This window comes from Bacillus sp. V3-13, from assembly GCF_002860165.1.
In the GTDB taxonomy this organism is placed as follows: domain Bacteria; phylum Bacillota; class Bacilli; order Bacillales; family Cytobacillaceae; genus Bacillus_BJ.
On sequence record NZ_PGUZ01000059.1, the window covers coordinates 35,916 to 60,580 of the forward strand.

Below are 24,665 nucleotides of genomic sequence, written 5' to 3' on the forward strand. Positions count from 1 at the left end.
AAAGGAAGGAAGTAGGGAGTCAATTTCAATCCACACATCTGTCTGTTAATATCGATGAATGGCTTAACAAAAAGTGTTTAATAACAATGAGGGCTTCTATGTGCATGCCTCAAAACAGAAACAATTGGGTATTATAGATTAGAAAAAAAAGTAAAATCGTATGATGTGAATATTCTTAATATTTTGTATTATTATGGTGAAATTTATCTAATGATAGAGGAGCTGGTTCGTTTGACGGATTTAGTTATCAAACAGATACCCAGTTGAGAATCGAATGGAAGAATTGAAAGTCTATGGCTATTACAAGAAGCATCAAGAGTTCGGCAATAATTTTAAGAGCAAGCGAAGAATCGGCAGAATGAGTAAAGAACAGGCATTACATTTTATTTCAAGGAGTGGTAGTCGTTGAGAAAGATATCTTTGCTGGTACTTGCATGCTTGCTATTGGTGACAACTCCATTTTTGAATGCCGGTGATGCTGCACAACCTTCATCGAAGTACACGGTTTCCGGACTGGAAAAACCAGCGGAAATACTTATTGACCGCTGGGGTATACCTCATATATATGCAGGCTCAAAAGATGATGCTTTTTTCGTGCAGGGCTTTAATGCGGCGCGAGACCGTTTATGGCAAATTGATTTATGGCGAATGCGCGGGCTTGGGAAGCTGTCAGAGGTACTGGGGCCGGAATATGTGGAGCAGGATAAAGCCACAAGACTATTTTTATATCGTGGAGACATGGAAAAGGAATGGCAATCCTATGGACCTAATGCCAAGGAGATTGTAAATTCTTTTGTAAGCGGTATCAATGCTTATATTGAAATGACGGAAAAAAATCCTGATCTTCTTCCTCCGGAGTTCAAGATGCTTGGCTATAAGCCTTCGAAATGGCAGCCGGAGGACGTCGTCCGGATTCGGAGCCATGGGCTGACAAGAAACGTTAACAATGAAGTCGCACGGGCGCTTACCTTAAGGAAGCATGGAGCAGAAGCAGAGAAAATACGCCAACGATTGGAACCTGAATGGGAAACAAGCATTCCGAAAGGCTTGAATCTTTATGACATTCCTGAGGATGTACTAAAAACTTATGCTTTGGCGACACAGGGAGTTTCTTTTGATAAAAATTCTGGAAAAATCAAAACGGAAAACTTAAATGACCGCATTCATGACGCATCCAGCCTGGGAAGCAACAACTGGGTAATAGCCCCTGAAAAGTCAAAAACGGGCCGTCCAATCCTGGCCAATGACCCTCATAGAACACTGGCGGTTCCATCTCTTCGTTATATTGCTCATTTATCCGCTCCAGGAATGAATGTTATTGGAGGCGGTGAACCGGTATTGCCGGGGATATCAATCGGACACAATGGTACGGCTGCGTTCGGGTTAACGATCTTTGCCATTGACCAGGAAGACCTGTACGTTTATGAAACCAATCCAAATAATCCTTCGGAATATAAATACAAGGGTCAATGGGAAGCTATGAAGCGGGTATCTGAAAACATTGCAGTAAAAGGCAAGAGCCCTGAGACAGGAGAACTGGAGTTCACTCGCCATGGACCTGTTATTTACAAGGACGAGAAGAATAATCGTGCATTTGCTTTAAGAGCGGCCTGGCTGGAACCGGGAATGGCTCCTTATTTGGGAAGCCTTGCTTATATGGGGGCAGAGAATTGGAACGAATTCAGCAAGGCGATGAATAATTGGGGTTCACCTTCAGAAAATCAGGTGTATGCCGATACAAAAGGAAACATCGGCTGGAAGCCGGGCGGATTGACTCCTGTCCGCAAAAATTGGGATGGTCTGCTTCCTGTACCAGGGGACGGAACCTATGAATGGGACGGTTTTCTAAATCAGGAAAATCTGCCGTCCGAATATAATCCGGAAAAAGGCTGGCTTGGCTCTGCAAATGAAATGAACCTGCCGGATGATTATGATTATGAAAAATACAAGCTTGGCTTTGAATGGAGTTCACCTTACCGCTATCAGCGAATTAAGGAAGTATTAGATAAGAAGAAAAAAGTAGGAATTGAAGATTCCCTTCGTCTGCAGACGGATTATTCATCCATTCCGGCACGGCGGATTACAGACCTTCTGGATGGTCTCAAATCAAATGATAAAAAAGTAAAAGACGGCTTGAAATTACTTCAAAAGTGGAATGGCAATCTATCCGCAGATTCTGCAGCTGGTGCTTTGTTTGAGGTATGGTATCAGAATCATTTGCGAAAAGCAGTGGTCCAACAGATCCTTCCAAAAGCCGCAGCGAACGATATCGGTTCTGGTGATCCGGTTGTGATCCTGGATTTATTAGAAAATCCGGATAAACGCTTTGGCGTTAATCCAGAAAATACCCGTGATCAAATCCTGTTAACCAGCTTAAAAAATGCCATTGCTCAAGTGGAGGGACTTCTTGGCCCACGTATGAAAGACTGGCAATGGGGTGATTTGCATCATGTCTACCTTGAACACCAGCTCTCAAGTCTGGTAGATGAAAGAACACGGAGAATCCTGAATGTCGGGCCTGTTCCTCGTGGCGGAAGTGGAGACACAGTAGGTAATACAAGCTATTCAAGATCAAATTTCCGGCAGACAAGCGGAGCAACTTACAGAATGGTACTGGATGTTGGCAGATGGGACAATTCCATTGCAGTAAATAGTCCGGGCCAATCCGGAGATCCGGAAAGCAGGCATTACAAAGATTTATTTAAAAAGTGGGCAAGTGATGAAGCAATCCCGCTGTTATATAGCCGGAATAAAATTGAGCAGGCAGCAGAAGAACGGATTATTTTACTGCCCGGACAGTAAAAGTAGTAGCAGATTGCTTTATCCAACTCGAATTAAAAATTAGTTTCTAATTTTAAAAGACCTCGGAATATGCGTGCCGTTACAATTGTGACACACATATCTGGAGGTCTTTTTCTAACTTATTTAGCCGTCAAATTAATATTTTTTTACGTAATATTAAAGATATGGTATGACTAGATTACAAGAGAGTAAAAACGAATAATACATCGGGGAAGCGAGCATTCGGAGTGAAAAGATCAAAACAGTAAGCGGGAGTTGAACAAATTGACAGTGAATCATTTTGACGTGGTAATAGTCGGTGCAGGATCGATGGGAATGGCAGCAGGCTATTATCTTTCAAAGCTTGGTGTAAAAACATTAATGATAGATTCCTATGATCCACCCCATTCAATCGGCAGCCACCATGGAGAAACCAGGATCATCAGGCATGCTTACGGTGAAGGGAGAAGTTATGTGCCCCTGACCCTAAGGGCCCAGCAGCTCTGGAATGAACTTCAGTTTGAAGCCGGGAAAGAGCTTTTCCTAAACACTGGCGTTGTCTCTATCGGGGATGCGGATTCTTCTTTTCTAAAAGAGATCATGGAATCTGCCAAAGAATTTAGTCTTCCCATTATATATTTGAATTCAGACGAAATCCACACAAGATGGCCAGGTCTTCGTTTACCTGCGAACTTCGTTGGGTGCCTGGAAACCTCCAGTGGTGTGTTGCTTGTGGAGGAATGTATCCGGGCGTTTAGGGATCTGGCCATTCAAAATGGAGCGAGGTTGATCGCAAATACTGACGTTGTTGAGATCGTGCAACATGGTGACAGGGCTGTCGTACATACTAAAAAAACTCAATATCATGCTGAAAAGGTGATTGTGTGCGCAGGGGCGTGGACCGGGAAGCTCCTTGCCGAATTGAATCTGCCAATTGAACCAACCCGGAAAACTGTTGCCTGGTTTGCAGACGAACAAAAACAGTATAGCCATCAAAACTTTCCTGCTTTTGTGTTCCAGCTTGAAGACAGCGCCTTCTACGGTTTTCCGGATTTCGGGAAGGGTATTAAAGTAGGCCGGCATGATAGCGGACAAAAAGTGGATCCTGATAAAATGGATCGAAAATTCGGCTCGCAGCAAGAGGATGAAGGGGATCTATCCCGGTTTGTCCAATCGTATTTTCCGTCTGCCTCGAAAACTGCCAGCAAGGGTCAGGTTTGTATGTATTCGATGACACCGGACGAAGATTTTATCATTGATGTTCATCCTCAGATGCCCAGTGTCGTTATTGCTGCCGGGTTCTCCGGGCATGGGTTTAAATTCAGCAGCGTAGTTGGGGAAATCCTGTCTGAAATGGTGACCGAGGGCAAAACGAAGCATGATATATCAGAGTTTTCACTTGCCAGGTTTCTGTAGTATTTTTTTCAAAGCGTTACAAAAAAAGCCCCAAAGAGAGTACATCTCCTTGGGGTGAAGATTAATCATATAAACAGCTACAATTTCTCAACATTCACACGCCCCGAAAAGAAAGTCGCGCCGCCTCCCATATCGGCGATTCGATCAGGTGTCAGTGTATTGACGAGCTGCTTCGAGCCTGGGAGATCAGCCCAAAGCCCTTGCGTGACGGCTACTCCTTCGAGTACATTTTCGCCTACAGCAGCCTTGAGCACACATTCTCCGCGGTCGTTCCATACCAGGATGAGATCTCCGTCGTTGATGCCTCTTGTTGAAGCATCCTTCACATTTAGGTGCAGGCGGGGTTCTTTTTCAAGCAGGATATGCTTTTCATTGTTCGCAAAGGTTGTGTTTAAGAAATTATGATTCGGCCCGGGCACAAACAAGAACGGGAAGTCACCGTCGTGAACTAGCGGTGTGTACGTTGGCAGCGGAGGATAACCGTCCTTTTCCATTTTCTTTGAATAAAGCTCAATTTTTCCGCTAGGTGTCGCCAGTTTTCCTGAAAGCAGGGGCTTTATATTTGCTTTTACGAATTGGTTGGCAGCCAGCTCCTCATAATCAACCCCGTCCAGATACGGATTGTTTTTGTTATCAAGTGCCTGTGCGATCATTTCGGCTTCTGTTTCATATAATGCTTGATCCTCAAAGCCCATTTCCTCAGCAAGCAGCCGGAACACTTCAACATTTGATTTGGATTCACCATATTGTTCAATGACCGGCTGCTGGATCTGGATATAGTGATGCCAGTACGAGGTATACAAATCGGTGTTTTCAAACGCACTCGTTGCCGGCAGGATCAGATCGGCGTACATGGCCGTCTCTGTTAAAAACAAATCATGGACAACGGTAAACAGGTCTTCCCGCAGCAGTCCTTCTCTGACTTTATTGCCTTCCGGCGCGACAACCGCTGGATTGGTTCCATATACAAATAAGCTTTTTACAGGAGGGTCTGCTTGAAGCAGTGCCTGGCCAAGCAGGTTCATGTTAATCGTCCTTGTGTTTTTGTTTTTCAGTAAATCAGGGCGCTGCAGAGCCGCCGTATTCGGAGCAAGATAGCCACCATTCGATTTGATCGCGCCGCCGCCCTTGACCAGCCATTGGCCGGTAATGGCAGGAAGACAGGAGATCGTCCGGATGCACATGCCGCCGTTATCATGATGCTGCGGTCCATTTCCAATCCGGATAAACGCGGGTGAAGTGCTGCCATACATCCGGGCCAGCTTATAAATGTCGTCCACTGGAACACCGGTAATGCCGGAAACTGTAATCGGATCATACTGGACAACATGCTCGCGTAATTCTTCATATCCGATTGTGTATTGCTGCAGAAAAGCATTGTCTGCCATATTTTCTGCGAAAAGAATATGCATCATGCCAAGCGCGAGGGCGGCATCCGTGCCAGGTAAAATGGGGATAAACCAGTCTGCGAATTGTCCCGTCTGGTTTTTATGTACATCAATCACTACGATCTTCGCGCCGTTTTTCCTTGCCTTTTGCGCAAGGGCAACCTGATGCATGTTTGTGCTGACGGCATTAATGCCCCAGAATATAATCAATTTTGAATAAACCGTATCCTCCGGGTCGATGCCGAAGCTCCCTCCCATTGTATAGTTATAGCCAACGTTGCCGGCGACTGAACAAATTGTCCGGTCGAGCCTGGAGGCACCTAATCGATGGAAAAAGCGGCGGTCCATTCCCTCGGCACTGAGTCTTCCCATGTTGCCATAGAAGCTGTAGGGCAGAATACTTTCAGGTCCATCCGTTCGAATCAGCTCTTTCCAGCGGGAACCAACCATACTGATCGCTTCACCCCAGCTTATTCGTTCAAATTTTCCTTCGCCTTTCTTTCCAATCCGCTTCATCGGATATTGCAGCCGTTTTGGATCGTAAATCCTTGAGGTCATGTTTCTTACCTTATTGCAAATATTCCCCTTTGTAACAGGGTGGTTCGGGTCTCCCTGAATTTTTACGATTTTTCCATCTTGTTTATGGACAAGCAGGCCGCATTGGTCCGGACAGTCAAGCGAGCAGACGGAAGGAAAGATGCCGGTTTTTTGGTCAACAAAAGATTGCATGGAATTCTCCTTTAAACATCATATTGAATACGAGCTTTATTGATTTAGTTATTTAATATAATAAAATAATTAAAAAATACTATCAATAAAATATGAATTATATACAACGGAAAAGCACCTGTTTCTAGACTGCAAATCCCCTTATTTAAAGAATCTCAAGCAGGTGGAATATAGATGATGGTTGTCTAAAAACCTTCTATTAAAAATATTAAGAAAATTATTAAAACAGTTGAAATTGTAGATTGGATACAGTATCCTTTTTTATAAGTTTAAATTTTTCCAACTTAATGGGGGAATAAAAAATATGAAACTAGAAGATCAAGTGACCATCTATGAGGTAGGTCTCAGGGACGGTCTCCAATTAGAGTCAAAGCTTTTAACGGTTGATGAAAAATTGGAATTATTTAATTTATTGTACAACGCGAAAGTTACCGAAATTGAATTTGGTTCCTTTGTTCACCCAAAGCTGGTTCCGCAAATGGCAAATACAGCCGAGCTTTATACCTGCATCGAGAAGTATCAGGACATAAAAAATGTTGCTCTTGTTCCGAACTTAAAGGGTCTGCAAAACGCAGCAGCAGTGGGCGTGAAAACAGCCAATTTTGTTTTATCAGCAAGTAATACGCATAACGAACAAAATGTCCGGCAAACAACTGAAAGCTCTTTAGAAACCTTTAAGGAGCTATCACGATTTGCAGAAGAAAACAATATCCGTATAAATGTCACCGTAGCCACTTCGTTTGGATGCCCTTTTGAAGGTGCAGTTCCAGAGCAGCGCGTAATGACAATTTTGGAAGCGCTTTTATTGAATGGTGCTAAAAGAGTAACACTGGCTGACACTACGGGAATGGCGAATCCAAAACAAGTGTATGGATTGATGAAACAGGTTAAAAATGAAGGGTCCAATGCTGAAATTGGCTGCCATTTTCATAACACACGCGGAATGGGTCTTGCGAACATTATCGCAGGCTTAGAAGCAGGGGTAACCATTTATGATAGCTCAATAGGAGGCATCGGCGGCTGTCCGTTCGCTCCAGGGGCAACAGGAAATGTTTCAACAGAGGACGTTGTCCACATGCTCGAAGAAATGGGAGTCAAGACTGGCATTCATCTTGATCAGCTCCTGGAGGCTTCCTGTAAGCTGCGGGATATTTTAGGGCATGATCTGCCTGGACAGGTAATGAAAGCTGGGAAAAGCTCACGTTTATATCCCGTCCCAAGCTAAATTTGACTAGAATCATCTAAATACATTTGTTATGGAGAGGATGATCAAAATATGACGGTAAAAACCTTTGAAACAATTACTCTCGAAAGAGCAGTAAGCCATAGCGGAATTGTCATTTTAACATTAAATAGACCTGAAGCAATGAATGCAATGAATACGAAGATGGCAGTCGAGTTAATCGAAGCTTTTCATGAGCTTAAATATGATGAGACTGTCCGCGTTGTGATTGTAACTGGCTCGGGAACAAAGAGCTTTTGTGTTGGCGCCGATCTGAAGGAACGGAATGGCATGTCCCAGAAGGATTGGAAAAAGCAGCATGATTATTTTGAAGAGGTAACAGCACAAATCCGCGAATTCCCCTTTCCTGTAATTGGTGCTGTAAACGGATTTGCCTTAGGCGGAGGAATGGAAATAGCCCTTAGCTGTGATTTCCGCACAGCAGCAGAGCACGCACAGGTAGGACTGCCGGAAGCAAAGCTTGGGCTTATTCCAGGTATCGGTGGCACTCAGCTCTTGTCCCGGATACTGCCGATTGGCCTTGCGAAGGAAATGCTGTTTTCAGGGAAACGGATTGGGGCAGACGAGGGGCGCCAATGGGGACTTATAAACGAATTATTTTCTGCAGATGAGCTTTTGAATGGAACAATCAGGCTGGCAGATACAATCGCCAAAAATGCACCGCTTTCCTTACAGGCAATTAAAAAAGCCGTAAATAGAGGAACAGAAACCGATTTAGCAACAGGGATTGCATTTGAATTAGAAGCCTATTACAAATGTGCAAACTCTGAGGATCGGCTTGAAGGCATTTATGCGTTTAATGAAAAACGCGCACCTGAATGGAAGGGCAGATAATTGATAAGTTTTACTGCCAATCCCGGTTTGTCAATCGATTTTTTACCACTTGCCAATAAAATCCTGACAGTTCGTACTCCGTATTTAATTAATAAACCCAAATAAATTGGAGGGAAAAAAATGTCACACACTAATACTTTGGAAAACACAGAGCTTGAAATGATACGCAAAAGCGTTCGAACTTTATGTGAGCGCTTTCCTGAAACATACTGGAGAGATCTTGATAGCAGAGATGCTTATCCAACAGAGTTTGTTAAGGCGTTAACCGAAGAAGGCTGGCTGTCTGTACTGATTCCTGAAGAGTATGGTGGAGCAGGTCTTGGTATGAAGGAAGCGGGAATTATTTTAGAGGAAATCAACCGTTCCGGCGGAAATGCGGGAGCCTGCCATGCGCAAATGTACACAATGGGTGCATTGCTTCAACATGGGAACGAAGACCAGAAGCAAAGATTCCTTCCGAAAATTGCAAGCGGGGAGCTTCGCCTGCAGGCTTTTGGTATTACTGAGCCTACCGCTGGAAGTGATACAACAAGTATCCAGACATTTGCTGAGAGAAGAGGCGATCATTATATTGTGAATGGCCAGAAAATTTGGACATCAAGAGCGGAGCATTCCGATTTAATGATGCTGCTTGCGAGAACGACCCCGAAGGACCAGGTCGCCAAGAAAACAGACGGATTAAGCTTATTTATTTTAGATATGAAAGACCAGGCCGATAAAATCAATATTCGTCCTATTGACACGATGATTAACCATGCAACAACTGAAGTCTTTATTGAAAATGCTGAAATTCCTGTTGAAAACTTGATCGGTGAGGAAGGAAAGGGCTTCCGTTATGTGTTAGGCGGAATGAATGCTGAGCGTATTCTGATTGCTTCTGAATCCATCGGCGATGGCATGTACTTCGTTGATAAATCAGTTCAATACGCTAATGAACGTGTTGTATTCGGAAGGCCAATCGGCCAGAACCAGGGAGTTCAGTTCCCTATTTCAAGAGCATACATGGATATTCAAGCTGCAAAATTAATGAGAGATAAGGCCGCTGAGCTTTTTGATGCCGGAGTGAACTGCGGTACGGAAGCAAACATGGCAAAATATCTGGCTTCAGAAGCAACATGGCGTGCAGCAAATGCCGCGATGGATACTTATGGCGGATATGGCTTTGCAACTGAATATAATATTGAAAGAAAATTCCGGGAAGCCCGTTTGTTTATTGTCGCGCCGATTACAAACAACCTGGTTGTGAGCTATGTTGGCCAGCACGTGTTAGGATTGCCTCGTTCGTTCTAACAGATTGCATAAACGCGCAGAGGACCTTGCAGCAGGTCCTCTCTTACTTAAAAGGAGGACTGAAAATGGCTGGACCATTAAGCGGCATAACAGTAGTAGATGTTACGACCAATATTTCCGGACCTAGTTTAACCATGATCCTTGCCGATTTAGGAGCGGAAATTATCAAAATCGAACGCCCTGATATTGGTGATGATTCAAGGGGAATGGGTCCCTTTTGGGAAGGGGAGGGAGTTTATTTTCTCCATATTAACCGGAACAAAAAATCGATCGTCATTGATTTAAAACAGGAAAGCGGACGGGAGATTGTCTATGATCTCGTACAAACTGCAGATGTTTTTGTAGAGAACTTTCGTCTTAAAAAAGCAGAGGAGCTAGGATTAGGCTACAACAGATTAAAAGAGCTGAACCCTTCGCTTGTGTATTGTTCGCTTTCCGCTTATGGACAGGACGGTCCGCTAAGCCAGAGAGCCGGCTATGATGCGATCGCCCAGGCTGATTCAGGCATCATAGGAATTAATGGGGCAGAAGGTGCAGAAGTTGCCCGTGTTCCTGTGTCCGTTCTTGACCAGGGCAGTGCGATGTGGGGAGCGATTGGTGTGCTTTCAGCCTTATTGCACAAGCAAAAAACCGGTGAAGGGCAGAGGGTTACTACTTCATTATATGAAACAGGTGTATTCTGGGTGGGCTATCATATGCTTTCTTGGCTTGCGACTGGTAAAGAACCGGAAAAATCCGGTGCCGGCCACACAGCCTTTGCGCCGTATGGCGCGTTTCAGGCAGCTGATGCCCATGTGATGATTGGTATATCCAACAATTCATTATTTGAACGCTTATGCAAGGTTCTCGGAAAGGATGAATGGCCGGAGGATCCTCGCTACAAAACAAATCCATTGCGTGTTGAAAACCGCGATGAATTAAAAGACGCCATTGAAAATATCCTCCAATCCAGACGTGCTGACGAATGGGTAAGCTTGCTTGCTGGAGCAGGGGTTCCGAGCTCAAAAATAAAAACCATTTCCGAGGTTGCACAGGATGAGCAAACTGAAGCGGTGGGCATGTGGAAGAGTATTTCCCATGGTAACATCCATAATTTCAAGCTGCCGCGGCTTCCGTTTGAACTAAGTGGATCACCTGCCGAAATCAAGCAGGCTCCACCAAAGCTTGGCGAGAACACCGAAGACATTTTAACAAAGCTTGGTTATGATGAAGCGAAAGTTGAACTGCTTTTGGATAGTGGAATAATACAGGCTGAGAATAAAAAAGTTGAGTCCCAGTGACAATTACAAAAAATAACTCCTGATTTTTTGGTCAGGAGTTATATCTATTTTGTCAGGGATTTAAAAGTTGCAATTAAGAAATTGTATCATCGAAGATTAAGGAATTGAAAATAGCATAAGGAAATTTATTGATTCAGTTTGGAAAAATGAAGTGAAATCGGGTAGTAACTAGTGTCAAATTTAAAAATAGTTTGAAAAATCAGACTAAAACTTTTATTATATAAGTAGATGTCGACAGCCGACATTAAAGTGAATGACTGAGTGCAAAACACGAGCCCATATTCAGGATACTAATAAGACTTCCCACATCGCGAGTCTTCAAACTGAAAGCAAGCATCCATGACAACTTTATAGCGGTAAGGAGCAAGAAAACATGTTCGAACAAACGAGTTTACAACGTGCGTTACCGTACTACCAGCAAATTCAGCAGACAATTAAAACAAGGATCTTCCAGGGTGTTTATAAGCCGGGTGACAGGCTATACGAAGCTCAGATCGCCAAGGAGTTTGCGATCAGCCGCAGTCCCGTCCGGGAAGCGATTCGCGCATTAGTCAATGAAGGGCTGATCATTATGGATGAAAAATCACAGCTTTCCGTCTATAAACCTTCATTGCAGGACGTCAGGGATATTTACGAGTGCCGGGTCGCTTTAGAATCAACTGCAGTGGCATTAGCCACAGAACGAATAACTGGGAAAGACCTTGCTGAACTTGAAAAGGTGCTGGAAGACACCAACGAAGCGATAAAAAGGGGGGAAAAAGAGGAAATTATCAAATACAATGCGCTTTTCCATGAATGCATCATTGATTACAGCGGCAATATGCGGCTAAAAAAAATGGTAGATGATTTGCATTCACTGACTTATTATTACCGGGTCCTGAATATGGAGGGGCCAGACCGTGCCTCCGTAATTTTAAAAGGGCATCGAGACATTTTTACAGCAATGAAAGAAAAAAATCCGGATGAAGCAGCAAAAAAATTAACAGAGCATACGCAAGAGGACCTTGAGAATTTAATTAAATTGATTGGTTAAAAAAGGAGAGATCAGATTGCGAATCGTTGAGGTGGAAACCATTACGGAGACCGTAGCTAAGCTCTGCTGGGAAGCCTGTTACTATCTGCCCGGGGATGTTCTGGCCGGTTTTAAAAAAGCAGCGGTGACAGAAGCTTCCCCCATCGGCAAATCAATTCTGGAGCAGCTCCTTGAAAACGCCGAAGAGGCAAGGAAAAACCATATGCCATATTGCCATGATACTGGTATGGCCGTTGTTTTTGTGGAAATAGGCCAAGATATACATGTCACTGGGGGAGATTTTCTCGAATCCATCCAGGAAGGAGTCAGAATCGGATACCGTGAAGGCTACCTCCGGAAATCTGTGGTCGGTGACCCGCTGCTGCGTATTAATACAGGTGATAACACACCCGCGGTCGTACATACGGAAATCGTTCCAGGAGAACAAATCAAAATCACCGTCCTTCCAAAAGGCGGCGGCAGCGAAAACATGAGTGCGATGAAGTTTTTGCTTCCAGGTGAAGGAGCCGAGGGCGTCAAACAATTTGTCGTTCAGACCATTAAGGATGCCGGCGGGAAAGCATGTCCTCCTGTCATAGTCGGTGTTGGGATCGGTGGCAGCTTTGACAAAGTGACCTCGCTTGCGAAGCATGCAGTCCTTAGGGAAATCGGAACTCATCATCCAGACCCGCATATCGCCCAATTGGAGCAGGAACTGCTGGAGGAAATCAATAACACAGGAATCGGTCCTCAAGGGTTAGGCGGTACGAGCACCGCACTTTGGGTGCCAGTTGAAACGTATCCCTGCCATATCACGGCGCTCCCAGTTGCGGTCAATATCCAATGCCACGCAGCCCGCAAAAAAACAGTTGTGATATGAGGAGGATGAATAATGACTAAATACAGGCTAAAGACCCCTGTAACAGACAGTGATATCCAGAAACTGAAAATCGGTGACAGTGTTCTGCTTACCGGCACAATTTATATGGCCCGTGACGCTGCCCATAAACGGATGGTGGAGCTGCTCGAAGCCAATCAGCCATTGCCGGTGGACTTAAGAGGGGAAATTATTTTCTATGCCGGTCCTTGTCCGCCAAAACCCGGCCAGATTATTGGCCCGGTTGCGCCAACAACGGCATACAGAATGGACCCATACGCCCCTGCCATGTACGAATACGGAGTAAAAGGAACAATCGGAAAAGGCCCAAGGAGGGATATGGTCAAAGAAGCCTGCAAAAAATATGGGGCAGTTTATTTTGCGGCGATAGGCGGGTTATCCACTATTTTGAGCAGGCGGATCAAATCGGTCGAACTGGTTGCTTATGAAGACCTCGGCCCTGAGGCAATCAGGAAGCTTGAGGTCGAAGATTTTCCGCTGCTCGTCGCCTATGATGCAGCTGGCCGGGACTTGTATAAACAGGAGATAGCGAAGTATCAGAATTACAATGTGAGTATGGATAAGGGAGTTGTATCTTAAAATGAAAAACTATGAAATCGCTGTCATACCTGGAGATGGGATTGGCAAAGAAGTTGTGCCTGTCTCGTTAAAAGTACTGCAAACAGCAGCTGAAATCCACGGCGGCCTAAAATTCGACTTTAAACACTATCCATGGAGCTGTGAATATTATCTTGAGCATGGAAAGATGATGCCGGTTGATGGTCTCGATATTTTAAAAAACTATGATGCTATTTTTCTTGGAGCAGTCGGCAATCCGCAGCTAGTGCCAGACCATGTTTCATTATGGGGACTATTGATTAAAATCAGGAGGGAATTCCAGCAGTCGATTAACATCCGCCCTGCGAAAATGTTCAAAGGGTTGACCTCTCCGCTTCTTAATCCGAAAGATTTTGACTTAATTGTTGTCAGAGAAAACAGCGAGGGGGAATACAGTGAGGTTGGCGGCAGGATTCATAGAGAAGACGGAGAAATTGCTATACAAAACGCTGTCTTTACCCGAAAAGCGACTGAGAGTGCAATGCGGTATGCATTCGAGCTTGCAAAAAAACGCCGGGGCCATCTCACTTCAGCTACTAAATCGAATGGCATCGTCCACTCAATGCCCTTTTGGGATGAAGTTTTCAATGATATAAAACGGGATTATCCTGACGTTCAGACTGCTGCCTACCATATTGATGCACTTGCTGCATTTTTCGTGCAAAAACCGCATATATTCGATGTTATTGTTGCCAGCAACTTATTTGGGGATATTTTAACAGATATTGGGGGTGCTATCATGGGTAGCATCGGCATTGCACCAGCTGCGAATATCAATGTTAACGGTAAGTATCCGTCCATGTTCGAGCCAGTGCATGGCTCAGCTCCTGATATTTCCGGAAGGGGCATCGCCAATCCGATTGGACAAATGTGGACAGCCAAAATGATGCTTGACCATTTCGGTGAATATGAACTGGGGAGGAAGGTACTTGACGCAATCGAAGAAGTTACAAATGCAGGAATAAAAACGCCTGATATCGGCGGTAAGGCCACCACAACTGAAGTAGGCGAGGCAGTCTGTTCTAGATTAAAGCAATTGTCCTTCGGAGAGGTAAAGAGCTCTTAATCTTTTAAAATTAAAAAAGTGCGGCTAAAATTAATAGCCGTGCTTTTTTCATTCAGATTCACTGAACAAGTTCATATTGGCAGGAACAGTTACTGTTTTGTTCTGGAAAATACCCTTGGATTTTGGAGAATAAAACACATAAATCGAAAATAAAGCAAAAACCGATTTTGTGAAAAATGAGGATTAAGTCAATTTATAGAAATTCAAGAATGGCAACTTAAAAAAACAGCACCGGAACCAATCCGGTGCTTCATGACTTAACTATCCAACTATTATTTGCTCTCTGCATCCTCAATAATGTCCGTGCCGATTGTTTCAGCCCATTCTTTATATACCGGCTCTAAAACCTTTTTGAATGCATCAATCTCTTCCTCAGAAACCTCGTTAATTTTGATATTTCCACGCTCTTTCAGTTTGTTCAAGGATTCTTCGTTCAATTTTGCTGCGGATTCACGCGCAACTTTCGTACCTTCTTCAACTCCTTTTTCAATGATTTCTTTTGTTTTTCCGTCAAGTTCGTCCCAGAACTTTGTGTTAGTTAGCAATGCGTAATCTACACGAGTGTGTCCCATGATGGTCATATACTTTTGGACTTCGTCAAATTTCTTTGATTCAATATTACTGTAAGTATTCTCCTGTCCGTCAACAGTTCCTTGCTGAAGGGCGGTATAGAGTTCTCCGAACGGAATCGAAGCAGAACCTGCACCCAGTTTTGCGTACATAGCTTCAAGCAGCTGTCCGCCTTGTGTCCTGATTTTCAAACCGTTTAAGTCGTCAGGTTTTTTGATTGGTTTTTTGTCATTGGTCATATGTTTGGCGCCGTTTGGCCACATGGAAAGGCCCAAAACACCATCTTTTTCAAGCCGTTTAAAGATTTCCTGGCCTTTTTCTCCGTCCCAAAACGCAATTGCCGCTTCATCGGATTCAAACAAGAATGGCATCGCAGGAACATTAAAGCCGGGGTCATTCCCAACAAGCTTAGACATGTCCGGAATAATGAATTGAACGTTGTTAGCTACAAGATTTTGGTATTCGTCTTTATCACCAAACAATTGGCTGTTAGGGTATACTTGCACTTTGATTTTACCGCCAGATTCCTTTTCGATATATTCCTTCATCGCAAGCGCACCCTGTTGTTTAGGCGTATTTTCCGCAACTACGTGCGAAATCTTGATTGTCATTTCCTTGATTCCATCTGCACCTTCCGCAGTCCCTCCGGCTTCCTTGGAACCTCCACAAGCTGCAAGGCTAAATGTTAAAAGCAGAATCAGGGCTGTCAGAAATAATTTTCTCGCGTTCTTCATCATTATTCCCCCTTGTTAATAGATATCGAGATACATATTTGTAGATCTCTGTATGGTCAGCCTCCTCTTCAAGAAGCTGACTTGCCTCATTAAACCTGTTGAATACAGATTGCGGCAGGGAAGTATCTGCCCCCAGTTCTAAAAATAAGTCTTTAGCCATTTCTAAATCCTTTGTCATCAGTTCAATGCTAAAACCTGAATTAAAGCGTTCGTTTAAAATAAAAGCAGGAAACTTATACTCAGTGGATCCGCTTCTGCCTGTACTTTGGTTAAACACATTAATTGCGGTTTCCTCGTTAACACCGTAACTTGAAAGTAATTGGACCGCCTCACAGCTTGTCAGTAGGTGTGAAGCTGAAAGGTAATTATTGACCGCCTTCATTAAATGTCCGCTTCCTAAAGGACCAACATAAAAAAGATTTGCACCCATCGCATTTAGCAAACGCTTACAATTTGTAAAAGAGTCTTGTTCTCCGCCTACCATAATGGTCAATTCGGCAGTGATCGCTTTTTTCACGCCGCCGCTGACAGGAGCATCAAGAAACCCAATATGATGCTCCTTCAGCTTTATTCCGTTTTCCTTTGTTGAAGAAGGGTAGGAACTGCCCATATCAATGATTGTCAACGAGGGATGCAGGATCCCGGCAGAGTCTGCCGCTTCCAAAACTTCGTCAATCACCCGGTCAACGATTGCTGAAGAGGGGAGCATTAGTATGAGACAATTAATCTCTTTTATCCAATCCGAGATTCTTCCTGTTCGTCCCCCTAAAGAAATAAACTCCTTTAAAGCTGTATGATCTATATCCGATCCATAAACGGTATAGCCCCTTTTTAGTAGGTTGACCGCCATAGGCAGTCCCATTTTTCCAAGGCCGATAAAGCCAATATATTCGTTCAAGAAGGGAACACTCCTTCAAGCTCTTTATGTAAAGAGCCTATCCGTGGATGGGCACGTCCGCTTGCTGCAACGACAGCAGCGATGACAATTTCATCGTTTCGCGGAGCATCAGGAATTCTTGTTTCAAAAGTCATATGATGGCTTCTCGTTTTTGGGTCCATTTTATGCTTGATTGCCAAATCGAGACTGCTCCCGGCGCCTGCCCGTTTTTCAGCAGATGGGAGGAGCGTTTCAGAATTGCCGCAAATGGAACGGAAAGGATTTCCAAATGTTAATGTATGGATAATTGCAGATCCGTGTTCAATTTCACCATCGAGGCCAACAAGAGCACCTTTTCCATATCCTTCAACTTCATCACCCGAAATGCCCAGTGCCTCCATTGCTTTTTGTGGCAGCAGGTGTCCAAGGTGTTCTGAATACGCTTTCACTAACGGCTGCAAATCCTCTACATATTTCCCGGCGTACGGATTGTGGATGACAGCCATCGCCACTCCAATGCGTACTGGTTTTTCCGCTTTTTTAAATCCTTCAATAAAAGTTTCTTCACAGATGGTTACAATTTTTCTGATTTTTGGTTCCATTTAGTCCTCCTCCTTTATAATTGGATTTTGGATACAATCTACATCTGTGGGTGGCCAGACCACATGTAGTAAAAAAAGTATAACAGAATGAACAAAAATTGTGAATACATAAAAAATAAATAAGAATCAAAATTTTCTATTTATTTTTCGGATATTTTCTAGTATATTGAAAACTAGCCATATAAAAGATTGGATACAATCGACAAAAAAGGAGTTGGAATGAATGAAACTGTCAAAATGGCTTGATACCGTTGAAGAAAGTATTACCGGGTTGCTGTTCATTGCAGGGGTATTGGTCAGTTTGTATGGCGTGTTCATGAGGTATGTTGCAAATGCTCCTGTCTCCTGGACTACGGAAATTTTCGAGTTTTTGCTGGTTTGGTCAATTTTTATCGGTTTTGGCATGGCATTGAAGGATAATAGGCATATTCAAGTTGAACTGCTGTTCGATCACCTTCCGGATGGCCTGAAGAAGGTTATGGCGACAATCGCAAATCTGATAGGAGCAGCGTTCTCCTTTTATCTGGCTTTTTCATCGATAGAATTGATAACGCTTTCAAAAGAGCAGGGGACCAAGACCATCGATGTTGGAATTCCCATTTGGATTACCTATCTGATACTTCCAATAGGCATGACTTTGCTTGGTATCTATTTCTGTTTGAAGGCGTACCGGGCAGCAAAAGGTGATCGGCGTGAATTACTGGGCGAAATTGAGATGTTATACGAGGAATTAAAAGAAGCAGAACAGATCGACGGTCAGAAGGAGGTAGGGGCATGAGTCCGGTCATCATATTGTTTCTAACATTTGCACTGTTATGCCTGATACGCGTTCCAATCGCAGTAAGCCTTGGCTTATCGAGTATTATAGCATTGTCGATGATTGATTTTACACTATATACTGTTATCCAAAAAATGTTTAACTCATTAAACTCAACTACTCTGATGGCAATTCCAGGATTTGTATTTGCCGGTATAATCATGTCAAAGGGTGGTATTTCATTTTATTTAATTGAAGCTTTAAAATCCTGGGTTGGCCACATGCGCGGTGGTCTCGCTGTAGTAACTGTCCTTGCCTGTATGGTATTTGCAGCTATTTCTGGGTCCAGCCCCGCAACTGCAGCTGCTATCGGGAGCATTATGATTCCTGGAATGGTAAATTCAGGATACAGCAAAAGATATGCGATGGGTCTTGTTGCAGCATCAGGAACGCTTGGGATTCTGATACCTCCGTCGATTCCATTAATCATATATGCCTCAGTGGCTGAGGAGTCGGTCGGTAAGCTGTTTGCGGCTGGAATTATCCCCGGTCTGTTGCTTGGGGGAATCCTTCTTGTTTCCGCTATCATACATGCCAGAATCAATAACTATGGCAAACTGCCAAAAGAATCAATAAATCAAAGGATCAAGAAATCTATTAAAGCAATTCCCGGTTTCCTTCTGCCAATCATCATATTAGGGGGGATTTATTCCGGAATTGTCACCCCTACGGAAGCAGCATTCCTTGCCTGTCTTTATGGTGTATTAGTTTCCGTGTTTATCTACAGGGAACTGTCGTTCTCCAGATTCCGGGAAGTGCTGAAAGAATCAATTAATATTACTGCAATGATTTTCCTTGTCATTGCCTCGGCAATGATTTTCGGAATGTTCTTGACAACAGAACAGGTTCCGCAGAATTTTGCGTATTGGATTGAGGAAAGCACTACAAACAAATGGATTTTTATGCTGGGTGTAAACCTGATGTTCTTCGTGATGGGAATGTTCCTCGAATCTGTAGCCATTATCCTTATCACGCTGCCAATCCTTTTACCGGTACTGGCGCTGTTTGATATCAATGTCATCCATTTCGCCATTATTATGACCATCAACATGGAGCTTGCAATGATTACACCGCCTGTCGGATTAAATCTTTTTGTGGTCAGCGGAATATCAAAGGAAAAAGTCGGTGCTGTAGTAAGAGGGGTCGTTCCATTTTTTGGATTGATGATTCTTGCTTTGGTTATCGTGGTCATCTTTCCGCAGATTTCTCTATACCTTACAAAATAGAAGTCTATAGAAGGGATATCTTTTATGAAACAAACATTGGATTTTATGACTTTGGAGGAAAAGGTAACCTCGACTATTAGAAAAGCAATTTTTACCCAAATACTGAAACCTGGCGAAAGGCTGATTCAAGATGAATTGGCTGCAAAACTTGGGGTCAGCAGAATGCCGGTAAGAGAGGCGCTGAGGAGTCTTGAAAGAGAAGGGCTGGTCGAGCTGCTTCCCCATAAAGGTGCCGTTGTCATCGGAATAACGCGGGATGATATTGAGGAGCTGTATTTTCTTCGATCTCAGCTGGAAGGAATGACAGTCCAAAAATCAATGTGCTTTCTTACCGAGGAAGATTTTGCCGAGCTTGAAGTCCTGATACAACAAATGGATAAAGATATCGATAATGAAAATATTGATTCTTTTGTCTTTCACAATAAGCAGTTTCATTTGCTTTTGCAAAAGGGATGCAAATGGAAAAAAGTAAAATTACTCAGCAAGCAATTCATCGAGGGTTATCCTGCTTATGTGCCGAGCTTGGTCCCAGCTATGGTGAAGGATTCAAATAAGGAACATAAGGAAATGCTCAAGACGTTAGCCGAAAAAGATCCATTGAAACTGAGGCTCCTGGTTGAACAGCACATCATGAGGGCAGGCAACATGCTTACTCAGCTGTTGGAGTAAGCCATTTTGTTAGATGAATTGTATCCAATATCCATCTATGGAGAGGAGAAATGAGGTTGGGTATTAGAAGATCATATTTATTTGTACCTTCGGTTTCAGTAAAAATGATGGAGAAAGCGGTAGCTAGTGATTCTGACTGCGTTATTTTCGACCTTGAAGATGCGGTGGCAATCAATGAAAAAGAAGCGGCAAGAGAGCGAATAAAACAATTTCTTAATAACAATAAGCCCCCAAAAGAGGTTTTCATCAGGATCAATGACATGCTAACATCTTTTTGGCGCGCAGACCTTGAGACGGCGATCGAGACAAGGGCCGCTGGGATAATTGTTCCAAAGGCAGAAAATGCAGCAAACATGATTCGCTTATGTGAGGTTGCGGAGCAAATCATGGAAAGGAAAAACCAGGATGAGATGGATCAGTTTAAAGTGCTTCCATTAATTGAAACAGCGGCCGGAGTCCATTTTGCTTACGAAATCGCTGCATCCCACCAGCGCATACCATGTCTTGTATTTGGATCGATTGACTACTCTCTTGATGTAGATTGTGAGTTGACAGAAGGAGGAGAAGAGTTATTTTACGCACGGTCGCAGATTGTCAATGCTTCACGGGCTGCCGGCAAAGGAAGTCCTGTTGACGCTGTTTACCCAGACCTCGCAAATGAGAAAGGACTGAAGCTGGAAGCGCTGCGGGCAAAGCAGTTAGGGTTTAAAGCTAAGCTTGCTATCCATCCAAAGCAATTAGCAGCTATTCACGAAGTATTTACTCCATCGCAAAAAGAGCTCGATAATGCAATGGAGATAGTCAGTGCCTTTGAAGAAGCCGAGCAACAGGGGGTTGCCTCAATCTCCGTTGGCAAAAAGCTTGTTGATTATCCTGTGTACAAAAAAGCCAAGGGGCTTCTGCAATACTCTGTCTCGGAAGGAGTTGAGAGTCAATAGTAATAATATGGAATTCTGTCAAAGGAGACTGAAAGAATGGTAACATCACAATTAGCATCCTATATCACACAGACGAAATATGAACAAATGGGAGAAATTGCCATAATAGAAGCAAAACGAAGCCTATTGAACTGGCTTGGAGTCGCGATCGGGGCGGCAGGGCACGTTTCGATGGACAAAGTATTCGCCGTGGCGAACATGACAGGAAGCCGTGGGAAGGCAACGATATTCGGAAGAAATGAAAAAACGGATATCTTGTTTGCAGCTTTATTAAATGGAATGTCATCTCATATATACGATTTTGATGATACTTTGCTTGAAACAGTGCTCCATCCGTCTGCTCCTGTTTTTCCTGCCATCCTCGCCTACGCGGAAAAAGAGGGGAAGAGCGGAAAGGATGTGCTCGAAGCCTTTATCATTGGCTGTGAAGTGGCGGCACGGCTTGCGCTCAGCGTATATCCATCACATTACTGGCGCGGCTGGCATATTACAGGAAGTGTCGGCGGCATTGGTGCAGCATCAGCTGTAAGCAAGCTGCAAGGCCTGGATGAGAAAAAAGCAGCTTATGCCATTGGCATTGCGGCGGCTGAACCGGTTGGCTTACGCGAAATGTTTGGTACCGAAACAAAGCCACTGCACCCTGGAAAAGCAGCGATGAACGGCCTGCTCGCTTCTTTAATGGCCGGGCAAGGCTTTATCAGCTCAGAACACCCGCTCGAAGCAGAAAGAGGTTTTGTGAAGGTGCTGTCGGAAGAGAACAAACTAGAGGTTATAACTGAAAAATGGGGTGACAAGTGGGAAATTGAGAAGAACAGTTATAAGCCATTTGCCAGCGGTATTGTAACCCACCCTGCAATTGACGGTATCATCACCATCCAAAAAACGCACCAGCTGAAGGCAGAAGATGTAGAATCAATAGAGATTACCGGCCATCCATTAGTCAAAGAGCTTACAGGGAAGACGGCTATTACCAAAGGGCTTGAAGGAAAGTTCAGTGTTTTCCATTGTGTTGCTGCAGCATTCTTTAACTTAAAGGCGGGCGTTGAGGAATTTACTGATGAATTTGTTAATCAAGAAAATGTCAAATCCCTGAGAAGTAAAATCAAGCTTATTATTGATAAGAGAATTAAAGAAGACCAGGCGCGGATTGCAGTAAAGCTAAAAGACGGACGCGAACTCAGCCATTTTGTTGAGCATGCTGTCGGAAGTGCGCTAAAACCGATGACAAACCAGCAGCTTGAGGATAAGTTCATGGATGTAACTGCTAACATCATCAGGAGAGAGGCCAAACAGCAGCTCATTGAAATGATGAGCCGTTTTGAAGAGCTGGAAGACCTGACCGGTTTTTTTGAGCTTTGTACACCTGCGGCAGCGAACATTAAAAAATAGTAAACAAAAAGAGCTGACGCTTAAAGAAGAAAGAAGGATATTTATGGGAACTCCAAAAACCAGAGGAGAATTAGAGGTAGCGAAATCGCAGCGAAAGCTGTCAAATAATATTCCTAAAATCGGAGTTCTGTTCTTGGGAGCCGCCATCATGCTGGCAGTGTATTTGATTTTGCCAACCGGGTTCACGCAACCGGCGAGAATGATGATCGCTTTTTTGGCCATCAGTGTCTTTTATTGGACTTTTGAACCGATACCTCTGGGATTGACAGCTCTACTAATGATTGTCCTTATGGTTGTTTCAGGAGTGGTCGATACGAATGTTGTTTTTAGTGGATTTTCCTCACCGGCTATTTTCCTGATTATAGCAGGAATGATGCTGGCAAAAGGGGTCAATGATACTCCCCTAGCAAGGAGGGCTGCCTATTGGTTTTTAGCACGATGGGGCGGGAGTGCAAAAGGTCTCTTGGCCAGCATTCTCGTGATTCCGCAAATCCAGGCATTCTTCATTCCTGCTGCAGCCGTCCGAACGACGCTGCTTCTCCCGGTCGCTTTCATGTCCCTCGAAACAATTGGGGACAGGGCAAAGGGAAATTTGACCAAAATGGTCCTTCTTGCAGTTGCATTTGGTGGCACGATTAGCGGGACGGCTGTCATGACAGCGGCCATTGGCAACATCCTGACGGTGGAAATGCTAAAAGAGATTCTGGGTATTAAGATCACTTATATTCAATGGCTCATGTATACGTTTCCGGTCTGGATGATCTTGATTCCGCTTGCCTGGTTTATATTGCTCCACAGCTTTCCGTTGACAGAAAAGGAGAAAAATTTTCCGCATGTAAAAAAAGAGATTAATAGAAAGCTTTCAAGCCTGGGAAAAATGGCTGGAAAAGAAAAGAGATGCTTTTCAATATTGGTGCTCATTGTTGGCCTCTGGTTTACTGAACCGCTTCATGGTATGCATTCAAGCATCCCGGCTTTGATTGGGGTTGTGTTAATGGCAATGCCCGGTATCGGCTGCACGACTTGGTCAAATTTAGTTAAAATCAACTTTGATACGATTCTCTTGCTTGGTGTTACGTTGTCACTGGGATATGCATTCAACTCGTCAGGCGCACCTGACTTGGTGGGAGAAAGCCTTAGCACCGGCTGGATCATTGATCTCCTGAGTTCACCGCTCTTGGCGGTCGTCGCGGTGCTGATCATTACACATATCCTTCATCTTGCTGTTGCGAATGTCTCTACAGCTGTGGTTACGCTGATTCCGATTTTTATTGGATTGGCAGGCGAATCAGGGGCTGACCCTGCGCTCATCTGTGTGACCGCTTCGCTCGCATGCCTGCACGGATACATCCTTGTTGTGGAATCAACACCAAACATCATTGTTTACAGTACAGGTCAGATTCAACAGAAGGAGTTTTTAATCCCCGGTTTAATCATGACCGGCCTGATGATTGCTGTTACCATCATCGTAGCTATCACTTGGTGGAATTGGATTGGTTTTATGTAGAATTATTCAGAATATTATAGACAATGCACTTTGGATATTGTATCCTGAAAATAAAAACAGCAAAATGAAAGGTCGGCAAGTCATGACAGCAAACCAGGTATTACGCATAGAAAATAAAGATACGCTCCATTTAAAAGTATGCAATGTGATCCGGGAAGCAATTATTAGAGGAGATTTTAAGCCAGGTGAAAGGCTGAAACAATCTGATCTCGCTGATAAGCTCGGCGTAAGCCGGATGCCGGTACGGGAAGCATTGCAGAAGCTGGAAAGTGAAGGACTGATTATCATCGAACCCCATAAAGGTGCGATTGTTAAATCTATCTCTATAAATGACATCGAGGAAATATACAGCTTAAGGGCTGAGCTTGAAAAATTGGCGGTTTATAAAAGTATTGATCTTTTAACAGAAGAGGACATCCATCAATTGACTATTTTAGTAGACAGGATGGAAACAGCAGAGGATGTTGACTCTTTTGTCAGTGATAACATCGAATTTCACAAGCTGCTGGTCAGGCGCTGTAAATGGGAACGCCTCAACGGTTTTATCAGCAACCTCTGGAATGGGTTCCCGCAACAGACCCCCCATGTGTTAAGCGGCCAGGCTGAGGCGTCCAACGTTGAACATAGGGAAATCCTGAATGCGATCAAAGCCGGGTATAAGGAAACAGCTGCAAACCTTGTTTCTGAGCATATCCGCCGTACCGGGGAAACACTGATCAAAAGCTTGAAAAAAGAGGGCCAGAAATGACCGCCCTCTTTTAAAAAATAAAATTGTATCCAATATCCATTTAGGAGGCGGGAA

Annotated in this window: 21 protein-coding genes; 17 read left to right on the forward strand and 4 right to left on the reverse strand. The window is 43.8% G+C overall.

The window, feature by feature from the left end; genetic code table 11:
- The first annotated feature begins 405 nt into the window (after nt 1-405).
- Together CU633_RS18575 and solA are read left to right on the forward strand one after the other, a co-directional pair.
- A complete protein-coding gene (locus CU633_RS18575) occupies nt 406-2,802 on the forward strand; it encodes a penicillin acylase family protein (RefSeq protein WP_101662068.1) in 2,397 nt (798 codons plus the stop codon).
- Nucleotides 2,803-3,072: 270 nt separating this feature from the next.
- Complete coding sequence (gene solA, locus CU633_RS18580; RefSeq protein ID WP_101662108.1) at nt 3,073-4,197, forward strand: N-methyl-L-tryptophan oxidase; 1,125 nt, start codon at nt 3,073-3,075, stop codon at nt 4,195-4,197.
- A gap of 77 nt (nt 4,198-4,274) precedes the next feature.
- On the opposite strand, the gene CU633_RS18585 is transcribed toward solA, so the two are convergent.
- Nucleotides 4,275-6,314, reverse strand: coding sequence for a molybdopterin oxidoreductase family protein (locus CU633_RS18585; protein ID WP_101662069.1), 2,040 nt, complete (start codon nt 6,312-6,314; stop codon nt 4,275-4,277).
- Nucleotides 6,315-6,618: 304 nt separating this feature from the next.
- On the opposite strand from CU633_RS18585, the gene CU633_RS18590 reads away from it, so the two are divergent.
- From CU633_RS18590 to CU633_RS18625, 8 genes are all read left to right on the forward strand, one after another.
- Nucleotides 6,619-7,539: a hydroxymethylglutaryl-CoA lyase gene (locus CU633_RS18590; RefSeq protein WP_101662070.1), complete on the forward strand. Its 921-nt coding sequence runs from the start codon at nt 6,619-6,621 to the stop codon at nt 7,537-7,539.
- Between the two features lie 51 nt (nt 7,540-7,590).
- Nucleotides 7,591-8,391 carry an enoyl-CoA hydratase/isomerase family protein gene (locus CU633_RS18595; RefSeq protein WP_101662071.1) on the forward strand — a complete coding sequence of 267 codons (801 nt, stop codon included), beginning with the start codon at nt 7,591-7,593 and terminating at the stop codon, nt 8,389-8,391.
- A 120-nt stretch (nt 8,392-8,511) separates the two neighbouring features.
- Nucleotides 8,512-9,681, forward strand: a complete 1,170-nt coding sequence (locus CU633_RS18600) for an acyl-CoA dehydrogenase family protein (RefSeq protein ID WP_101662072.1) — start codon at nt 8,512-8,514, stop codon at nt 9,679-9,681.
- 65 nt (nt 9,682-9,746) lie between these two features.
- On the forward strand, nt 9,747-10,961 hold the full coding sequence (locus CU633_RS18605; protein ID WP_101662073.1) for a CaiB/BaiF CoA transferase family protein: 1,215 nt from the start codon (nt 9,747-9,749) through the stop codon (nt 10,959-10,961).
- Between the two features lie 373 nt (nt 10,962-11,334).
- Nucleotides 11,335-11,994 carry a GntR family transcriptional regulator gene (locus CU633_RS18610; protein ID WP_101662074.1) on the forward strand — a complete coding sequence of 220 codons (660 nt, stop codon included), beginning with the start codon at nt 11,335-11,337 and terminating at the stop codon, nt 11,992-11,994.
- A gap of 16 nt (nt 11,995-12,010) precedes the next feature.
- A complete protein-coding gene (locus CU633_RS18615; protein WP_101662075.1) occupies nt 12,011-12,853 on the forward strand; it encodes a fumarate hydratase in 843 nt (280 codons plus the stop codon).
- Between the two features lie 12 nt (nt 12,854-12,865).
- Nucleotides 12,866-13,450 carry a Fe-S-containing hydro-lyase gene (locus CU633_RS18620; protein WP_101662076.1) on the forward strand — a complete coding sequence of 195 codons (585 nt, stop codon included), beginning with the start codon at nt 12,866-12,868 and terminating at the stop codon, nt 13,448-13,450.
- 1 nt (nt 13,451) lies between these two features.
- Nucleotides 13,452-14,534: a tartrate dehydrogenase gene (locus CU633_RS18625; RefSeq protein ID WP_101662077.1), complete on the forward strand. Its 1,083-nt coding sequence runs from the start codon at nt 13,452-13,454 to the stop codon at nt 14,532-14,534.
- 272 nt (nt 14,535-14,806) lie between these two features.
- Here the strand turns inward: CU633_RS18625 and CU633_RS18630 are convergent, their stop codons facing one another.
- Genes CU633_RS18630 through CU633_RS18640 form a run of 3 tightly spaced genes read right to left on the reverse strand, consistent with a single transcriptional unit; the run spans nt 14,807 to nt 17,317 of the window.
- The gene (locus CU633_RS18630; protein ID WP_101662078.1) at nt 14,807-15,838 is read right to left on the reverse strand and encodes a DctP family TRAP transporter solute-binding subunit; all 1,032 of its coding nucleotides are present in this window, start codon (nt 15,836-15,838) and stop codon (nt 14,807-14,809) included.
- Nucleotides 15,783-16,736, reverse strand: coding sequence for an NAD(P)-dependent oxidoreductase (locus tag CU633_RS18635; protein ID WP_101662079.1), 954 nt, complete (start codon nt 16,734-16,736; stop codon nt 15,783-15,785). Before CU633_RS18635 ends, CU633_RS18630 begins: the two co-directional genes overlap by 56 nt.
- Nucleotides 16,733-17,317 carry an amino acid synthesis family protein gene (locus tag CU633_RS18640; protein WP_101662080.1) on the reverse strand — a complete coding sequence of 195 codons (585 nt, stop codon included), beginning with the start codon at nt 17,315-17,317 and terminating at the stop codon, nt 16,733-16,735. The genes CU633_RS18635 and CU633_RS18640 overlap by 4 nt, the downstream gene beginning before the upstream one ends.
- 223 nt (nt 17,318-17,540) lie before the next feature.
- Here CU633_RS18640 and CU633_RS18645 point away from each other — a divergent pair, with 223 nt between their 5' ends.
- The 7 genes from CU633_RS18645 to CU633_RS18675 all read left to right on the forward strand — a co-directional run bounded on the left by CU633_RS18645 (nt 17,541) and on the right by CU633_RS18675 (nt 24,611).
- Nucleotides 17,541-18,095: a TRAP transporter small permease gene (locus tag CU633_RS18645; RefSeq protein ID WP_101662081.1), complete on the forward strand. Its 555-nt coding sequence runs from the start codon at nt 17,541-17,543 to the stop codon at nt 18,093-18,095.
- Nucleotides 18,092-19,360: a TRAP transporter large permease gene (locus tag CU633_RS18650; protein ID WP_101662082.1), complete on the forward strand. Its 1,269-nt coding sequence runs from the start codon at nt 18,092-18,094 to the stop codon at nt 19,358-19,360. Before CU633_RS18645 ends, CU633_RS18650 begins: the two co-directional genes overlap by 4 nt.
- A 24-nt stretch (nt 19,361-19,384) precedes the next feature.
- Nucleotides 19,385-20,029, forward strand: a complete 645-nt coding sequence (locus tag CU633_RS18655) for a GntR family transcriptional regulator (protein ID WP_101662083.1) — start codon at nt 19,385-19,387, stop codon at nt 20,027-20,029.
- A gap of 56 nt (nt 20,030-20,085) precedes the next feature.
- Nucleotides 20,086-20,967 (forward strand): HpcH/HpaI aldolase/citrate lyase family protein, encoded by an 882-nt coding sequence (locus tag CU633_RS18660; protein WP_101662084.1) that lies wholly within the window; start codon nt 20,086-20,088, stop codon nt 20,965-20,967.
- A gap of 36 nt (nt 20,968-21,003) precedes the next feature.
- Complete coding sequence (locus CU633_RS18665; protein WP_101662085.1) at nt 21,004-22,356, forward strand: MmgE/PrpD family protein; 1,353 nt, start codon at nt 21,004-21,006, stop codon at nt 22,354-22,356.
- Nucleotides 22,357-22,399: 43 nt separating this feature from the next.
- Nucleotides 22,400-23,863 carry an SLC13 family permease gene (locus tag CU633_RS18670; protein ID WP_101662086.1) on the forward strand — a complete coding sequence of 488 codons (1,464 nt, stop codon included), beginning with the start codon at nt 22,400-22,402 and terminating at the stop codon, nt 23,861-23,863.
- Nucleotides 23,864-23,945: 82 nt separating this feature from the next.
- Nucleotides 23,946-24,611 (forward strand): GntR family transcriptional regulator, encoded by a 666-nt coding sequence (locus tag CU633_RS18675; RefSeq protein WP_101662109.1) that lies wholly within the window; start codon nt 23,946-23,948, stop codon nt 24,609-24,611.
- Nucleotides 24,612-24,665 lie beyond the last annotated feature (54 nt).

What these genes read in the sequence shown, in the direction of transcription:
- CU633_RS18585 (WP_101662069.1), bottom strand. Translation starts at nt 6,314, where the DNA reads ATGCAATCTTTTGTTGACCAAAAAACCGGCATCTTTCCTTCCGTCTGC.
- CU633_RS18590 (WP_101662070.1), top strand. Translation starts at nt 6,619, where the DNA reads ATGAAACTAGAAGATCAAGTGACCATCTATGAGGTAGGTCTCAGGGAC.
- CU633_RS18595 (WP_101662071.1), top strand. Translation starts at nt 7,591, where the DNA reads ATGACGGTAAAAACCTTTGAAACAATTACTCTCGAAAGAGCAGTAAGC.
- CU633_RS18600 (WP_101662072.1), top strand. Translation starts at nt 8,512, where the DNA reads ATGTCACACACTAATACTTTGGAAAACACAGAGCTTGAAATGATACGC.
- CU633_RS18605 (WP_101662073.1), top strand. Translation starts at nt 9,747, where the DNA reads ATGGCTGGACCATTAAGCGGCATAACAGTAGTAGATGTTACGACCAAT.
- CU633_RS18610 (WP_101662074.1), top strand. Translation starts at nt 11,335, where the DNA reads ATGTTCGAACAAACGAGTTTACAACGTGCGTTACCGTACTACCAGCAA.
- CU633_RS18620 (WP_101662076.1), top strand. Translation starts at nt 12,866, where the DNA reads ATGACTAAATACAGGCTAAAGACCCCTGTAACAGACAGTGATATCCAG.
- CU633_RS18625 (WP_101662077.1), top strand. Translation starts at nt 13,452, where the DNA reads ATGAAAAACTATGAAATCGCTGTCATACCTGGAGATGGGATTGGCAAA.
- CU633_RS18630 (WP_101662078.1), bottom strand. Translation starts at nt 15,838, where the DNA reads ATGAAGAACGCGAGAAAATTATTTCTGACAGCCCTGATTCTGCTTTTA.
- CU633_RS18640 (WP_101662080.1), bottom strand. Translation starts at nt 17,317, where the DNA reads ATGGAACCAAAAATCAGAAAAATTGTAACCATCTGTGAAGAAACTTTT.
- CU633_RS18645 (WP_101662081.1), top strand. Translation starts at nt 17,541, where the DNA reads ATGAAACTGTCAAAATGGCTTGATACCGTTGAAGAAAGTATTACCGGG.
- CU633_RS18650 (WP_101662082.1), top strand. Translation starts at nt 18,092, where the DNA reads ATGAGTCCGGTCATCATATTGTTTCTAACATTTGCACTGTTATGCCTG.
- CU633_RS18655 (WP_101662083.1), top strand. Translation starts at nt 19,385, where the DNA reads ATGAAACAAACATTGGATTTTATGACTTTGGAGGAAAAGGTAACCTCG.
- CU633_RS18665 (WP_101662085.1), top strand. Translation starts at nt 21,004, where the DNA reads ATGGTAACATCACAATTAGCATCCTATATCACACAGACGAAATATGAA.
- CU633_RS18670 (WP_101662086.1), top strand. Translation starts at nt 22,400, where the DNA reads ATGGGAACTCCAAAAACCAGAGGAGAATTAGAGGTAGCGAAATCGCAG.
- CU633_RS18675 (WP_101662109.1), top strand. Translation starts at nt 23,946, where the DNA reads ATGACAGCAAACCAGGTATTACGCATAGAAAATAAAGATACGCTCCAT.